The following is a 15087-nucleotide window of genomic DNA, read 5'->3' on the forward strand; positions in this document are numbered from 1 at the left end:
AGCGAACTAAATCCAAGGAGGACTTTTAATGTTGTACACTGTGATTACGGGAGCAAGTTCTGGAATCGGTTATGAGGCAGCTTTGGCTTTTGCAACACGGGGAAAGAACCTTATCCTGACAGCCAGGCGAGAGAAAAACCTTGAAGAGTTAAAATCGAAAGTCACTGAAATGAATACAGAAATTGACGTGGTCATCATGACAGCAGACCTAGCTGAAAATGAGGAAGTGTATGATTTTTATGAACGAACAAAAGAGTATGAAGTTGAAACCTGGATCAACAATGCCGGTTTCGGAAACTTCGACTCGATTTCACATCAAGAACTTCCTAAAATTGAAAAAATGCTTCGTTTGAATAATGAAGCATTGACGATCCTGACCTCCTTGTATGTGAGAGATTACGCAGAACAACAAGGAACACAATTGATAAATGTTTCTTCAGGTGGAGGATACACCATTGTCGGTGGTGCCGTTACCTATTGCGCAACGAAGTTTTTTGTGAGCGCTTTTACTGAAGGACTTGCTCAGGAGCTTCAAGCTCAAGGAAGCCCTATGCAGGCGAAAGTGCTGGCACCAGCGGCAACAGAAACGGAATTTGTAAAAAGGTCTATGGATGTCAATCAATTCAGCTATGAAGAAAACGTTCCCCAATACCACACAGCTGAAGAGATGGCTCAGTTCATGCTTGATCTTTATGATAGCGATAAGGTGGTAGGTATTGTTGATGGAGAAACCTATGAATTTCACTTGAAAGACCCCCTCTATCCTTACGTAAATAGAAACAGAAAATAAAAAAAAGTCGAGGTCTTGGCTATACAATCCGTCCTGATCAGTTTTAACCATAGGTCTTGTTAAACATTTCTTTTATTCACGCTCACTACACAACATGAAGTCGAGTCTTCACCTATTCATCCATCTTAGACAAGTAAACGGTCAATGAGCAAAGCTTAGCTTTGCTCTTTTTGTTATCCAAAAGGGTTTTTTAAAGTATAATAATTGTATATCGAAGGGAAAGGCTGTATGTCTATGAACACTGTAATAAAGAATGTCAATATCCACCCCATCACATCTCCTTCTATAAAAAATGGATGTGTGCATGTGGTCGATGGAAAAATACACGATTACGGAAAAAGCATGGAGATGCCGAAACAAGCAGAATTTATTGATGGCAAAGGGTTGGATCTTTACCCTGGATTCGTTGATGTTCACACTCACCTTGGCCTTTACGATGAAGGGACCGGCTGGGCCGGCAGTGATGCAAATGAAACGATCGAGGCCGTTACCCCGCACCTGAGAGCCATTGACGGGGCCCACCCTCTCGACCCTGCATTTTTCAACGCGAGGAAAGCTGGCGTTACCACAGCTCATATAATGCCAGGGAGCGCAAATATGATCGGGGGTACAACCTCTGTTATTAAGACGGTGGGCCATACGATCAACGATATGATTCTAAGAGAGACGGCGGGCCTTAAACTCGCTTTAGGGGAAAACCCTAAAAGGATCCACTCCCAGTCTAAAAATGCTTCCATAACCAGACTTGGAATTATGGGGACACTAAGGGAGACCTTCTATGCAGCTATGAAAGACCCAGAACCCGGCCTCCGTGTAAAACCCATTCTTCAAGCATTGAATAAAGAGATACCCGTAAGGATCCATGCCCATAGAGCGGACGACATCATAACAGCCTTACGCCTGGCAGACGAATTTGACCTTGATCTGCGAATTGAACATTGTACAGAAGGACATTTAATAGCGGATCAACTTGCAGGCAGAGAATTACAAGTCTCCGTGGGACCAACATTCACAAGGGCCTCCAAAATCGAGCTTAGAAATAAAACGTGGCAGACATATAAAATCCTGCATGATCACGGAATCCGCGTTTCCATTACGACGGACCACCCTTATACACCGATACAATACTTGAACATATGTGCAGCACTCGCAGCCAGAGAAGGTCTTGAAATCGAGGACGCTCTTCGGGGGATCACCATCACACCAGCTAAGAATCTTGGTGTCGATGACAGGGTCGGTTCAATTGAAAAAGGGAAGGATGCTGACCTTGTATTATGGAGCGGACATCCATTCGAGTACCTCTCTAAACCCATATGGACAATGATTGACGGAAAAATGGTATATTTCCAAGAATAGTGAAGCACTCTAACACCGGAAGGAATTTCCGGTGTTTTTCTATGTTCTCAAAAAACATATTGAGCATAGCAAAAGGTTTGAAAGTTGTACAAAGGGTGTATATGCTTAATATACAAAACTTGTACAAGAGTTTTACAACGCGTTGTAAGAACCCCTATTGTAGAAATTGCCGTTCCAGCGTTCGGCAATGGATATAAAAAAATTAAGGAGTGGGAACATGAAAAAATTATTTTCTTCATTAGCTGCTGTTGTTTTGATTTTGGGAATCTTCGCACCTTCTGTACTGGCTGACAGCCATGATCAGAATGCTATGGTCCGCGTCCTGCACGCATCGCCTGATGCCCCTGCCGTTGATGTTTATTTGAATGATGAAGCTGTTGTGGAAGGTGCAGAATTTAAAGCAGCTACCGATTATTTGGAAGTGCCGGCCGGTGAACATACGGTAGAGATTTATGCAGCTGGAACAAAAGGTGAACAAGATCCTGTCATTTCTACCACGATAAATGTAGAAGCAGGCATGGCTTATACGGCTGCAGCGATTGATAACTTAGAAAACATTCAATTGAAGGCCATCCAAGACTCTATGGAAGCAACGGAAGGTATGGCCAAAGTCCGTGTCGGTCACTTCATTCCTGGTGCACCAGCCGTTGATGTAGGTCCTATTGGTGGAGATGCTTTATTCTCTGGTGCTGAATTCCCAATGGTCACTGATTATATGGAAGTTGATCCAGGTTCCTACGACCTTGAAGTTCGTACGACAGATGGAACACAGTTGATCGACCTTTCAGGTACGAACCTTGAAGCAGGAAAAGTGTACAGTGCTTTCGCTGTTGGCACAGCAGATAACCCAGAAGTATTGCTCCTTCAAGATTCTGCTGCAATGCCGACAATGATGCCTGCGACTGGTTTAGGCGGAACAGCAGATTCCACTTCGAACGCTTGGATGTATGCAGCTCTTCTAGGTGTACTAGCCATGGGTGCTGGCTTTATGCTTACTCGTAAACGTTCAGAAGCGTAAGAATGGTAAGAAGACTTTTCCCTTTAGCCCTGGGTCTCCTCGTATTTTTCATCAGTTTCCATTGGCTGAATGAAGAACCTGCAGAGGAATCCAGGGTTCTTTCTACATCAGAAACCATACGCACCCAGGATGTAGAAGTTAAAAAGGAACCTTTTGTCAACGATCAATCAGAGAAAGCCCCGGTTAAACAAAATTACACGCCGGCTGTTATAGCTTCTTCTGAACAAACTGGCATCACACCTGATCGTATTCATATCCCTTCAATTAATGTGGAAGCTTCAATCATGGCTCTTGGGTACACACCGGAGGGCGGTATGGCGGTTCCAAAATCCTTGATCGATGTCGGGTGGTTTGAACCAGGAACGATGCCCGGAGATCAAGGGAATGCTGTCATTGCAGGACACGTGGATGGCAATAGCGGGCCAGCTGTTTTTTATGACCTTAAAGATTTAAAGCCAGGAGATGAAATTCATGTTTATGGTGATCACATGAAGCTTACCTTTGAAGTAAGCAGAATGGAATCCTATCCTTACGAAGATGCCCCAATCAGGGAAATCTTTGGTCCCACAAATTCACGCGGTTTAAATCTCATCACTTGCACCGGAGCGTATGATAAAGAGGCCTCCACTTATTCAGAGAGATTAGCTGTATTTACTGTTTTAACAGATCGGCAGAAACTATAAAAATTTGTAAAAAAATCCACGTCCATTTTACAAAGTTTTTATTCACTTTTTCCTCGGAGTGGATTATTATAAGTTTAGATGATATTTTATAAGCTTTTGGTGTAGGGAAGGCAAATGGTGCGCCACCAGTATTGACGCTGGTTCTAGTGGGTTCGATTCCCACCCCGAATTTTTGTGAGCAATTGATAAAAATTCGAGGGTGGTCCGAACCGGCCAGTGAACGCCTATTTCCTATGCGTTTGGATCACCCTCCTCATTCAAGGAGGGATTTTTTATGCTAAAAAAGCGTGATTTACATGACGCCCCGGTTTTATTTGAGTTGATGAGCCACCCTGAAGTGTTTCCTTACGTCCGACACAAAGCAGCTTCCAGTGACGAGTTCTACTTTTTAACCAAACAAACTATAGAAGCTGAAGATCGGGGGGAATTGGTATCACGTACCATCCTTGATGAGTGGGGGCAGCCTATTGGCACCATCAATCTTTTTGATGTACAAAACGGAAAAGGTTTTTTAGCAACATGGATCGGCCAGCCTTATTTTGGGAAAGGGTATAATAAAATAGCGAAGGAAGCGTTTTTCGAGGAATTGTTTTTCCAGCTGAATATAGAAGCTGTATTCATGAAAATCAGACGCACTAATGTCCGTTCCATGAAAGCGGCTTTAAAAATCCCTTATGTATCCTGCGGAAATGAGGCTTACCCGGAAGTACTTTCGTGGATCAACCGTACAGACGATGTCTATGACTTGTATGTCATTACAAAAGATCAATATTTGTTTCATTACTACGGAGAACAGAATGAAGAAGAAATGTTGGAAGCATAAGCAACGCTTATGCTTCTTTTCTTTATATGTTATTAACATTATCCACAGGGTTGTGCACAGTGTTAGTAAATGAACCAAACTACTGCTGTGAAGATATTCTTGACTGGAAACATATGTGGGTAAAACACCCCCGACCAATTGTTGATTATGTGGATATCCTATAAATAAACCCACGAATACTACATTCCAGGTGTGGATAATGTATAGGAAGGTAAAGGAGGCACTTTCTTCTCTAATTCTTCTTTAAGAACCCCTTTTAAAGGCACTGAAATCTCAGGAGTTCCATGGACACCAGCAGCGACCTCAAATTTATTAAATACGAGTACGAGGCGTTCATCCTTCACATAAAAAGCGGTATTATCCCTTACACCAGCAAAGGGCTCCTGCAAATACGTATCCGGGTCAGCTTCCAACGCTTTCTTCACTTCCTTATTTAATCGATCGATATATACAAGGTCTTTCAATTTCTTTATCTCCCCTCCTCTGTCATCTTGAAAATTGATGGAGGTGACGGTTGAATTATAGCGATTTCCTCTGGATATATGGGAGGTCATCACTACAGAATAAAAGGTCTTTTCTTTAAATACTGCTGTTTCTTCATAATAAAGGTAAGGGACTCCCATCATTTCCCCTGCCCCTCTCTTTACGTCTCTCAATGTATCTTCAAGCTTCTGTACGATTTGAAAATTAACGGTATCTTGCAGACCTTTACTTTCCAAATGCTCAAACCTCGGATAATCGACATGGACTTCCCAATCTTCCGTAACCTTATCTTTATGGACGATTTTATATTCACTTTCAGCCGTAACCGACTGCCCTGACACCAAAAGTGTTCCAAAAATAAACAAAACGATTGAAAAGCGCTTCAATGAGCATCCCTCCTGTACCTTTTAGTTTGACCTAAATCATAAAAACTAAAGGGATGTTTTCAACATTATTGCCTTTTTCCATGCGTAGTGTTCTTCGAGAATTAAACGTAAACAAAAAAAGAGACGGGTGCAAATACCCGCCTCTTCCTCAATTATTCAAGGAAACTTGTGTCAACCAAACCAGTCAAGTCCGGCTTTTCTTTCAAAAATTCAAGATCATAAGAAGAATCAGCGAACTTCTGAAGATGTTCTTCATTCACATCATACGTGAAATCGATACGCTCCCAGGCACGGTCGATGACTTCTTTGGATAGTTCTTGATCGGTGATGTCTTTAATTTTATCAATAGCGATCTGTTTCGCTTCCTCTGGGTTTTCATTTATGAAGTCTGTCGCTTTTTTGTGAGCTTCTACAATGCTTTCCACCATATCAGGATTCTCATCCACAAGTTTTTGAGAAGTAACGAACACGGCTGCTGGCAAGGTTTCCCCAAAAGCAACATCCGGAGTGTCGACAAGGACTTTACCGCTTCCTTGTTCCTCTATAGAAGATGCCCAAGGTTCAGGGACAGTCGCCACATCAACATTTTTCGTCTCAAACAAACTTGCATAAGTCGCTGGTTTTCCTGTGACATGTTTCATTTCTCCATCAATGCGGTCGGAAGTCAATCCGAATTCCTCTTTCATCATCGTTTCAAATTGTACATCGTGTGTACAACCTACCCTCGGAGAAACAAATGTCTTCCCTGCCAGGTCTTCCGGAGACTCAATATCTGCTCCTTCTCTAGCCATAATCACTGTACCGCCTGTTGATCCTGCAGCCACAACATTAATTTCGGCTCCACTTGTAAAGTGATTCATCGCTGGACCGGGTCCTACAAGCCCTCCTTGGATGTCACCTGTTTCGATCGCTGTCATAAACGAGGATCCATCCGGGAAGTATTGGTAATTCACTTTTGTTCCGTCCGGCAATGTTTCAGAATACAAATCCTTCGTTTCAGCTACCATACCCGCTACGTGGTTGATATTCGGGAAGTAACCAATGGTAATTTCTTCGGTCGTGCCACCATCATCAGAATTCGCTCCTGCATCACTACCGCATGCAGCAAGCACCAGACTCATGACAGCAAGAGCAACAATGGATAACCATTTTTTCATATTCTCCTCATCTCCTATCTATGATTTCAATAATCCCCAGCGTTTCCTTACATTTCTTTCTAATTTAGAAAAGACAATTTGATCGACGACTGCACCAATGACACCAATGATAATGATAATAGCAATCACTTGATCCATGCGTGCATAATCCTGAGCGTACCTTAAAGAGTACCCCAATCCAGGACCATTGCTTAACAACTCACCAGCCATAAGGGCTCTCCAACTGAAGGCCCAGGCTAGCCTGAGACCTGTCATAAAATACGGGATGCTCGATGGAACTTCCACTCTGAAAAAAAGAGGAATGCCATTGGTACCCATCGTCCGCGCAGCACGGACCAAATGTGGTGGAACACTATAAATAGCGGTCCGTACATTTAAAGCCATGACGAACGTACCTCCAAGTACCACGACAAATACAACGGCAAATTCAGAAAAACCGAAAAGCATAATGGCAAGTGGCACCCATACAATGCTAGGAATACTCTGTAAGGCAATCAGGTACATCCCTGCCGTTTCATCTGCCTGTTTCGATTTCCCAAGCAGAACCCCAATAACGGTCCCGAACAATATAGCAAGGGACAAACCCATGAATAAATGACGAAAACTCGCGCCCAATGCTTTAATAAAATCACCATCAGCAAATCCTTCATACAAAGCGATGCCCACTTTGATTGGTGATGGGAAGACGATATCTTCAAAGACACCGATAGAATACACCAACTGCCATAAACCTAAAACGACAACTAAAAAACCAATTCTCTTAATAGCTAGCTTCATGATGAAGTTCTTCCTTCAAAACTTTATTGATTTCACCTTCCAAGAGATCCATGACCTTCCGCTCAAGTTCGATAACCCTTTCATCATCCCTCTTCCTGGGCCGAGGAAGGTCGACGGTAAAGTCAGCGATGATCCGCCCTGGTCGTGTTCCCATGACGACCACCCGATCAGATAATTTGATTGCTTCCTGAATGCTGTGAGTAACGAACAGAATCGTCTTTTGCGTCTCCTGCCAGATTTTCATCAGTTCTTCATGAAGAATATGTCTCGTTTGTTCATCAAGCGCGCCAAACGGCTCATCCATGAGTAACACTTTAGGATCCATGGCAAGCGCTCTTGCAATCGCTACCCGCTGCTGCATTCCACCAGAAAGCTCATGGGTGTAATTTTCTTTAAACCTGCTGAGGTGAACCATCTGTAAGAAACGGTCCACCCTCTCCTCCGCCTCTTTCTTTGACCCGTGCCCTTTTAACGGAAAAAGGACATTTTCCTTTACATTCAGCCATGGAAAAAGCGACGGTTGTTGAAAGACCATCCCCCGGTCGGGTCCAGCTTTCTTAATTTCTTCTCCCTCCAACCGGATAGCGCCGGATGTGACACCTTCCAGGCCTGCAACCATTGAAAGGAGCGTTGATTTCCCACATCCGGACGGTCCTAGAAGTGAGACAAATTGATTTTCTTCAATATTCAAATCGATTCCAGAAAAGACTTCAAAACCATCTTTCCCTTTACCATTAAAGGTCTTCCCAACTTGATCTATGGATAAAAACAATGCGTCACACCCTTATGATTATAATTCCTATAGAAATAGTATGTTTTAATTATATGTTTTAGATTATACAGATGTTCGGAATTGTGTGTCAACGATTAGATAGCAATCTTTTCTAATCGCTCCGCCCTATGTGTTAGGATGAAAAGGAAAGGTGGGATTTCCATGGATCAACTAATGTTTATTCAGACCGGAATGGGGACAGATGTCCACGGTCAAAATGTCACAAAAGCCGCTGTACGTGCAATCAAAAATGCTATCCATACAAACTCCATGCCAGGGATCCGCTCGGTTTTACCAGAACAATCCCTGGATAATATGAAGATTAATGTCAAGCTTGCTCTTCCATGCGACTTCGATCAACTCGACCATGAAGAAGTGAAAAAAGCCATCCCTTACGGTGAGGTGAACATTGAAGTGATGGAAGGCGGAATGTTGACAACAAGCGGAATTGTACTAGAAGAAAAAGAAGATAAGAATGACTTGATGTATATCGTGAACGCAGCCATCGAAGTAGGATATTAATAAAAAAGCCTGAGAGTATCGCCATACCCTCAGGCTTTTTCCATCAGTACGTATCTTCCGCTTCGTCCTGACTATCCATATACTTATCGTAATGTTCATTACGTTGAAAACTAACATCATCTGCACCTGTGTAACCATTCATATCTGTAGAAACAAATGGTTCGAACTCCTCTACATAACCTACGCCATCCTCGTTGTCCATCAAAGATGAATCATCATACGTCATACTGCTCTGGTTGAAGGATGCCACTTGTTCATACGCATTCTGTTCATTGTATTCCGGATCATCATGGTTCCGTCCATAATTCGCTTCTAAATCTGAAAGTACATCTTCTTCTACTGGACGATCCATGGAAATATCCTGGTTGGAGGACGCCGACGCAATCGTTCTTGCTGTTGGAATAGCTTCCAATCGTTCTTTAGGAATCTGCTCCCCCGTTTCCTCACAAATTCCATATGTTCCTTTGTCCATTTGCTTAAGGGAATATTGGATATCGGACAATTCTTCTTTTAAATGTCCCAGCAAAGCAATATCCTTTTCTCTTTCGTACAACTCGGTTCCAGAATCCGCCGGGTGGTTATCATATTGTGACAATTCCCCTGAGGCCATATCACTTGCAAAACCACGTTCCAACCCGTACTGGTCATTGTCCATTAAGCGCTGCTCAATTTCCCTTTTTCGCTCTTCCAGTTGTTTTTTATAATGTGTATAATCCATATGCTTTTCCACTCCTGATTGAATTTCCTTTTTAGTGTGGCTCAGGCGCGAATGACCTATGCAAGAGGAGAGATATTAAACTAAATGGCAGGATTGTGGAAGACTTGATTTCGAGATGTTTGTGTGGATTTAGGGGCTCCGGGAAAAGGTTCGCTTTCCGTGGGCGAGTGATGAGCCTCCTTAAGCTAACGCTCTGCGGGGTCTCATCTACCACGCACTTCCCACAGGAGTCTCACCGTTTCCCTCCGCCCCTTTACCAAATGAGGTTCTCGAAATTCCTCTTATAGTAACCTGCATAATAGTGTTGTGAAATCCTGCTTAATCTGCATCGGTATAGGATTCTTAACTACAAAAGCTCTTATTACTGGAAGGTAGTTTCGAGAATGTCTTACGAAAAGTGGGCGGAGGGGAATGGCGAGACTCCTAATATAAGTGTGCAGGCGTCTCGATCAGCGGCGTATGGACTGGACTGAGCTGGCGGAGATAAAGGAAACACGGAGAACGAAGTGATTCGATGTTGACTTATCGTACAGAAGCGAGGGAAGTCTCACTAGCCGCTAGGCGCCGGAACCGGATACCTAGGGGGAAAAAAGTGCAGGGTGAGACCCCACAGGACGAAGTCCGAGGAGGCTCAAAGAATAGTTGAAGTTCGATTAAGTTCGGCACGTCCTGTGCCAACATCGAACGACCCCACCTCGTGTGGGGCCCCGCGGAAAGCGAGCTATTCCCCGCAGTCCCATCCACTCAACAAAAGTCTCGAAACTGAGTCTACAACAAACGGGAGCTTTTGTGAAAGAAAAAGGAGCACTGGTGGAGTGCTCCTTTTTGGGGATTATTTTCTTAAGGCTTGGAGAAAATCTTCTTTAAGGTCTTCAATATCTTCAAGCCCGATGGATACACGGACGAGGCCATCTGTGATACCAAGTTCAGCTCGCCGCTCTTTTGGAATAGAAGCGTGAGTCATCATCGCAGGAACTGAGATAAGGCTTTCGACGGCTCCAAGGCTTTCTGCCAAAGTGAAATATTTTACATTGCGGAGAACTTGATCCGCTTTCTCTCCACTGCCGACATCAAAGCTGATCATACCACCGTTACCACGCGCTTGTTTTTGATGAACCTCGCTTCCTCTATGATCGTCCAGGCCTGGATAATAAATGTCTGTCACTTCCGGAAGATCTTGGAGAAACTCTACGAACTGCCTTGTATTCTCCTCAATTTCTTCCATGCGGATCCCGAGTGTTTTGATTCCTCTCATAAGAAGCCATGAATCCTGGGGTCCCAAAACACCACCCGTAGAGTTCAGCACAAAGTGGACATCCTCTGCCAGCTGCTCACTGTTCACAACAACGAGACCAGCTACGACGTCACTATGTCCTCCTAAATATTTGGTTGCACTGTGCAAGACGATATCGGCGCCAAATTCAATCGGATTCTGCCAATATGGCGTGCTGAAAGTATTATCAACAATAAACGTCAAATCTTTTTCCTTCGCTAAAGCAGACACCTTTTCTAAATCTGTCACTTTAAGCAAAGGGTTTGTAGGGGTTTCGACGTAAATTGCTCTTGTGCGATCTGTAATCGCTGACTGGATATTATCCAAATCGCTGGTATCAACAAAACTTGCTTCTAGTCCAAAGCGGTTGATGATCTTAGATACAAGACGGTACGTCCCCCCGTACACATCATCGGTGAAAATCACATGATCTCCATGATTAAAAGTCATTAATACGGCTGTAATGGCTGCCATACCTGATCCGAAAGCGAAACCTTTATGGCCACCTTCCAAGTCCTTGATCAATTCCTCCAATGCAAAACGTGTCGGGTTTCCCGTTCTTGAATATTCATACCCGCGGTGCTGACCGACTCCATCTTGTTTGTAGGTACTTACCTGATAAATGGGTACACTGACAGCTCCAGTCTTTTCATCACCCGTGATTCCCCCATGGATCAGCTGTGTTTTTTTTCTCATGTCATCACTCCTCATATATGCCTTGACTTAAATATCGCTCACTACTGTCAGGAAAGATGGTTACAATTTTTGCTCCTGGCTGTGCCCTTTCAGCTTCTCTCCACGCAGCTTCAAAGGCTGCTCCCGATGAACTGGCTACGAGCAAACCTTCATTTAAAGCCAGCTCTTTTACACGGCGGAAAGCAATCTCATCTGATATGGTATGAATCGCATCAAAATAATCAGGATTCATGTAAAAAGGGAGAAACTCCATCCCTATCCCTTCTGTACGATGCGGGCCAGGGTCTCCCCCGTTTAATATGGAGCCCTCCGGTTCAACAATCACGGTTTTGACATTCTCCATTCGCTCTTTTAAATAACGGGAAGTTCCCATAAATGTCCCACCTGTACCTGCACCAGCGACGAAAATATCCACTTCTCCATTCATATCGTGAAAGATCTCCGGACCAAGAGTTTCGTAATAAGCGTCTGGGTTCGCTTGATTATGAAACTGCTGCGGACTGAAGGAATCAGGAATTTCCTCAGCCAGTAAATTCGCTTTCTCTATGGCTCCCTTCATTCCTTTTTCAGTAGGAGTGTTTACGACTTGAGCTCCTAAAGCTCTCATCAAGGTTTGTTTTTCCTGACTGAACTTCTCTGGTGTCACAAAAATGACGGTGATTCCTTTTCCGATCGCAGCAAGGGCGAGGCCAATGCCTGTATTTCCTGCCGTGGGTTCAATAATGGTTCCCCCCGGTTTTAACAATCCACGTTCTACCGCATCCTCAATCAGTTTTAAACCCAGACGGTCTTTGATGCTACCGCCTGGGTTCATGAATTCAAGCTTAGCGAAGATTCTAGCTTGATTCGGGATTTCGGAATGAGTGAGTTCGATCATCGGTGTCTGACCAATCAATGATTGTATGTTCTTCACGTAACCCATCGCATTCTCAACTCCCGTTATTTATTGAAAAACTTCCGTCCATTCCTCACGTTTTTCAAGTAATTCTTTTGCCAGTTTCTGAGCTCCTTCCAGGCTGTGGCTCGCAGCAAATCCGCACTGAACTTCGTTGCATGCAGGAACTTCGTCTGCTTCCAAAACATCCTGAAGAGTCTTCTCGATTACATTAAGCACGTTATCATAGCTGTCGTCGTTGAGGATGGCAATATAGAAACCTGTTTGGCAGCCCATCGGTCCAATGTCGACAATGCGGTCATGGTGATTCCGGCTGTTTTCCGCCATCAAGTGCTCAAGAGAATGAAGGGCTGGCATTTCCATATGTTCCTGGTTCGGCTGCTTGATACGAAGGTCGTATTTGTAAATTTTATCTCCCTTTTCTCCTTCAGTTACTCCTACTAGTCGTACATACGGGGCGCTCACTTTCGTGTGGTCAAGATTAAAACTTTCAACGTTCATTTTTGGCATGTGATCATTCTCCTTTTTTTGCCTGAATGAGCCAGGCGTATTTGTTCAGCTGTTCAAAAGTTACATCGAATCCGTTAAGGACAAACATCTCTCTTAGTTCTTCTAGAAATGGGTAGTATTCTTCCTGCAAATCCTGCGCTAAATTTAAAAATCCTTGTCTCTCCGCAGTTTTGATCAACTGTTGCTTATGTTCCTTGTCTTTAAAGATCGTGTCTATAAAAACTACCTTCCCATCATCTTCGAGACGATCTCGGAAGCTCTGGATGGCTTCAACTTTCTCGCTACTCGTCAGGTGATGAAAAGCAAATGAACTAATGATGGATCGGATCGGTGTAAGAAGTTTCGGATACTCGAGAAAGTTCCCATCATAGATAGCAGCTTCGGGACATTTCACTTTAGCAATCCTCCGCATTTCAGAGGAAGGTTCAATGCCAAGAACGACCTTATTTTGGTCGATGACCTTTCTCGTTAGATTCGCTGTACCTACTCCGAATTCCATAACCGGGGAAACGGAAAGCTTGGCTAAGCGCCCCAACATTTCATCGTACCCTTCAAACACTTCGCGATATTCCGGATCCTTACCAGCTACTGTATCGTCATATGAACTCGCCCATTGATTGAATAGGTCGACAAATTCCATCCCCATAAAGTTCATCTCTCCTCATTATTTATAATTCCAATGAGTTAACTCGGAATTATGTTTATAATGTATCATATTTCACAACTCTCCTCAATGTTATTGTTTTTTTGCAGTAATTTTCTAAATTAACTCACAAAAAACCAGAGTCTAGAGAGGACTCTGGTTTTTGGCTTACCTTCTTCGTTTTTTGTAGCGTGATGGTTTCTCTTCTTCTTTTTCTCTTTTTCCCGGAGAAAGCTTCTCCAAAGATCGTCTTTCTAACTTTTGTTTGATATGCTGTTCAATTTGTTTAAGAGCGGGCTTATCTTTAGGCGCGGCAAAAGTAATCGCCAACCCCTTACCTCCCGCTCTCCCTGTTCTGCCGATTCGGTGGATATAGCTTTCAGGGTCTTGTGGGATATCATAGTTGAACACGTGGGTGATTCCTTCCACATCAAGCCCCCTCGCCGCCACGTCCGTAGCTACAAGGTACTGAATTTTCGCATCACGAAAACGCTGCATGACCTTTTCTCTTTTGGCTTGAGATAGGTCTCCGTGGAGCTCATCAGATTCATAACCTTTGGCCATCAGTGCGTCATTCAGTTTTTTCGCTCGGCGCTTTGTCCTACAGAAAATGACCGCAAGAAATGGTCTGTGTTCACTCATAATCTGAATTAGAGCGTCTTGTTTTGCTCGATCGGTCGTTTCATATAACAGTTGTTTAATGTTAGAGACCGTCACTTTTTCCTCTTTTACTTCAATCCGCTTTGGATTATCTGTAATTTTTTTTGCTAAAGAATGGACTTGTGATGTGATGGTTGCTGAAAACAACATCGTTTGCCTTTCTGTCCCACACTGGCTAATTATATCCTGTACATCAGGCAGAAACCCTGCTTCCAACATTTGATCGGCTTCATCAATGACCAGTTGATGAATGTGGTTCAAATCAACCGTTTCTCGTCTTAAATGATCCAATAAACGTCCTGGTGTAGCAATAACTACATGGGCCTTCCCGTTCAATTTGTTCGCTTGTTTAGCTACGTCCTGACCACCGTACACAGCTAAAACATGGGTGTCCTCATTTTTAAGCTTGTTCACTTCATGCGTAATCTGTAAAGCCAATTCCCTCGTCGGGGTGACAATCACTGCTTGAACAGCCTCCGAGGACGGATCTACTTTTTCTAAAATAGGCAAAACGAAGGCGAACGTCTTCCCTGTTCCCGTCTGAGCTTGGGCTATCATATCTTTTCCATCCATAAGGGGTGGAATAGCCTGCTCCTGTACAGGTGTCGGTGACGTAATCCCCTGCCGCTTCAGTTTTTCAGTCAACTCTCTTGATATTCCTAATTTTTCAAATGGCTTCATATATTTTTCACTACTTTCTATAAAATTAAAACCCGTCATTCATTCCACATAAGCTCCCTTTATTTTAAAACTCAGTTTCGAGACGATTGTGTGGTTCTGGGGGCTCCCGGAAAATATACTTGTCAAGCAAGCATTCTGATCCTGAAAGTTCGATATAGAGATTTTTTTAAACAAAGAGCCGCGGTTTGGAAGTTGTTCTACCCTGTATGTGGGTTCCACTTCTCACAACCATACAAGTTGATTT

General features: G+C 43.5%; 16 protein-coding genes. 6 read left to right on the forward strand and 10 right to left on the reverse strand.

The features are described from left to right. The first annotated feature begins 28 nt into the window (after window positions 1–28). The 5 genes from ACQ4XT_RS00535 (at window position 29) to ACQ4XT_RS00555 (ending at window position 4670) form a co-directional block, all read left to right on the forward strand. Entirely contained in the window at window positions 29–790 is a 762-nt protein-coding gene (locus tag ACQ4XT_RS00535; protein ID WP_446852033.1) for an SDR family NAD(P)-dependent oxidoreductase, read from the forward strand. A gap of 234 nt (window positions 791–1024) precedes the next feature. Continuing rightward, window positions 1025–2146 (forward strand): amidohydrolase, encoded by a 1122-nt coding sequence (locus tag ACQ4XT_RS00540; RefSeq protein WP_446852034.1) that lies wholly within the window; start codon window positions 1025–1027, stop codon window positions 2144–2146. A gap of 217 nt (window positions 2147–2363) precedes the next feature. Further along, on the forward strand, window positions 2364–3164 hold the full coding sequence (locus tag ACQ4XT_RS00545) for a DUF4397 domain-containing protein (RefSeq protein WP_446852035.1): 801 nt from the start codon (window positions 2364–2366) through the stop codon (window positions 3162–3164). A gap of 2 nt (window positions 3165–3166) precedes the next feature. Beyond that, entirely contained in the window at window positions 3167–3847 is a 681-nt protein-coding gene (locus ACQ4XT_RS00550) for a class F sortase (protein WP_446852036.1), read from the forward strand. Window positions 3848–4121: 274 nt separating this feature from the next. Then, window positions 4122–4670, forward strand: coding sequence for a GNAT family N-acetyltransferase (locus tag ACQ4XT_RS00555; protein WP_446852037.1), 549 nt, complete (start codon window positions 4122–4124; stop codon window positions 4668–4670). A gap of 179 nt (window positions 4671–4849) precedes the next feature. Here ACQ4XT_RS00555 and ACQ4XT_RS00560 read toward each other — a convergent pair whose 3' ends face one another. From ACQ4XT_RS00560 to ACQ4XT_RS00575, 4 genes are all read right to left on the reverse strand, one after another. Further along, window positions 4850–5539: an RsiV family protein gene (locus ACQ4XT_RS00560; RefSeq protein WP_446852038.1), complete on the reverse strand. Its 690-nt coding sequence runs from the start codon at window positions 5537–5539 to the stop codon at window positions 4850–4852. A 152-nt stretch (window positions 5540–5691) separates the two neighbouring features. Further along, window positions 5692–6696, reverse strand: a complete 1005-nt coding sequence (locus ACQ4XT_RS00565) for an ABC transporter substrate-binding protein (RefSeq protein WP_446852039.1) — start codon at window positions 6694–6696, stop codon at window positions 5692–5694. Window positions 6697–6714: 18 nt separating this feature from the next. Then, window positions 6715–7473, reverse strand: coding sequence for an ABC transporter permease (locus ACQ4XT_RS00570; protein ID WP_446852040.1), 759 nt, complete (start codon window positions 7471–7473; stop codon window positions 6715–6717). Continuing rightward, complete coding sequence (locus tag ACQ4XT_RS00575; protein ID WP_446852041.1) at window positions 7457–8245, reverse strand: ABC transporter ATP-binding protein; 789 nt, start codon at window positions 8243–8245, stop codon at window positions 7457–7459. The genes ACQ4XT_RS00570 and ACQ4XT_RS00575 overlap by 17 nt, the downstream gene beginning before the upstream one ends. 162 nt (window positions 8246–8407) lie before the next feature. Between ACQ4XT_RS00575 and ACQ4XT_RS00580 the strand changes: the two genes are divergently transcribed. Then, window positions 8408–8767: a Lin0512 family protein gene (locus ACQ4XT_RS00580; protein ID WP_220585610.1), complete on the forward strand. Its 360-nt coding sequence runs from the start codon at window positions 8408–8410 to the stop codon at window positions 8765–8767. 43 nt (window positions 8768–8810) lie between these two features. Here ACQ4XT_RS00580 and ACQ4XT_RS00585 read toward each other — a convergent pair whose 3' ends face one another. The 6 genes from ACQ4XT_RS00585 to ACQ4XT_RS00610 form a co-directional block, all read right to left on the reverse strand. Next, window positions 8811–9485: a TraR/DksA C4-type zinc finger protein gene (locus ACQ4XT_RS00585; RefSeq protein WP_446852042.1), complete on the reverse strand. Its 675-nt coding sequence runs from the start codon at window positions 9483–9485 to the stop codon at window positions 8811–8813. A gap of 832 nt (window positions 9486–10317) precedes the next feature. After that, window positions 10318–11454 (reverse strand): bifunctional cystathionine gamma-lyase/homocysteine desulfhydrase, encoded by a 1137-nt coding sequence (locus ACQ4XT_RS00590; protein WP_446852043.1) that lies wholly within the window; start codon window positions 11452–11454, stop codon window positions 10318–10320. A gap of 4 nt (window positions 11455–11458) precedes the next feature. Then, on the reverse strand, window positions 11459–12376 hold the full coding sequence (locus ACQ4XT_RS00595) for a PLP-dependent cysteine synthase family protein (protein WP_446852044.1): 918 nt from the start codon (window positions 12374–12376) through the stop codon (window positions 11459–11461). Between the two features lie 21 nt (window positions 12377–12397). Further along, complete coding sequence (locus ACQ4XT_RS00600) at window positions 12398–12859, reverse strand: S-ribosylhomocysteine lyase (RefSeq protein ID WP_226587645.1); 462 nt, start codon at window positions 12857–12859, stop codon at window positions 12398–12400. Window positions 12860–12863: 4 nt separating this feature from the next. Then, window positions 12864–13505 (reverse strand): class I SAM-dependent DNA methyltransferase, encoded by a 642-nt coding sequence (locus tag ACQ4XT_RS00605; RefSeq protein WP_446852045.1) that lies wholly within the window; start codon window positions 13503–13505, stop codon window positions 12864–12866. Window positions 13506–13670: 165 nt separating this feature from the next. Then, on the reverse strand, window positions 13671–14843 hold the full coding sequence (locus ACQ4XT_RS00610) for a DEAD/DEAH box helicase (RefSeq protein WP_446855530.1): 1173 nt from the start codon (window positions 14841–14843) through the stop codon (window positions 13671–13673). Window positions 14844–15087: the final 244 nt, after the last annotated feature.

It is taken from the genome of Halobacillus sp. 12SKB, assembly GCF_052941655.1.